Source organism: Vibrio sp. D173a (assembly GCF_030248475.1).
This window is the reverse complement of sequence record NZ_JAHGAH010001306.1, coordinates 1-695: the sequence shown is the minus strand read 5'-3', so window position 1 is coordinate 695 and position 695 is coordinate 1. Positions and strand designations below refer to the sequence as shown.

General features: G+C 38.8%; 1 protein-coding gene. It reads right to left on the bottom strand.

Annotated features, from left to right (window positions below; translation table 11 throughout):
* Nucleotides 1-407 (bottom strand): cytosine permease (locus KIV40_RS33015; RefSeq protein WP_285353598.1); only part of this gene is annotated, 407 nt, incomplete at its 3' end.
* Between the last annotated feature and the right edge of the window lie 288 nt (nucleotides 408-695).

Genomic DNA, 695 nt, shown 5'->3' with positions numbered 1-695 from the left:
CCAGAAACAATAATTAGGGCATTTGTATCAATACCAGTCGCTTTCTGTACTGGAATCGCGAACATCGCAACGCCAACACCGAACCAACCTACTTGAGTACCGCCAAGAAGAGCAGAATGAAGCCAAGAGCCTTTCGTACCAAAAGAGAATCGAGCGAGAAGGTGAGTAGAGAGGCCAGTAGATGAGCCGATGTAGCCAAGAAAAGAAGTGTAAATACCAAGAATTAGGTTACCGATGAGAACGGCGAGGAAGAAATCATTGAAGGAGAGACCAGTACCGAGTGAACCGCCTGTCCACATACTTGCAGAGAAGAAAGTCAAACCTAACATTACCATTGTTAATGAAGCGACTCCTTTCCTAGCCGATGTTGGAACCGGCCCTAGACTGTAGTTGTTATCCGCAGCCATTTTATACCTCCGCAATTGATGAATTAATGTAATTACGTTCACCATATTTCAGGTAAACGTGCGCATTATGGTGATATAAATCACATAGTCAATGTTATTTTTATCATTAACTTGTCTAAAAGATTAGATAACTTTCTTATTTTTATATCAATCAATAAGTTACTTGTATTCGTTTTTTTAATTTTTTAGATAGAAAACGTTTACTAAACGGGGTTGTTACTTAGATAGGAAGGGTTTGGTTATGAAAGATGGTTATTATGTTGATGAATAGCTGTCTGTAAATGGTTG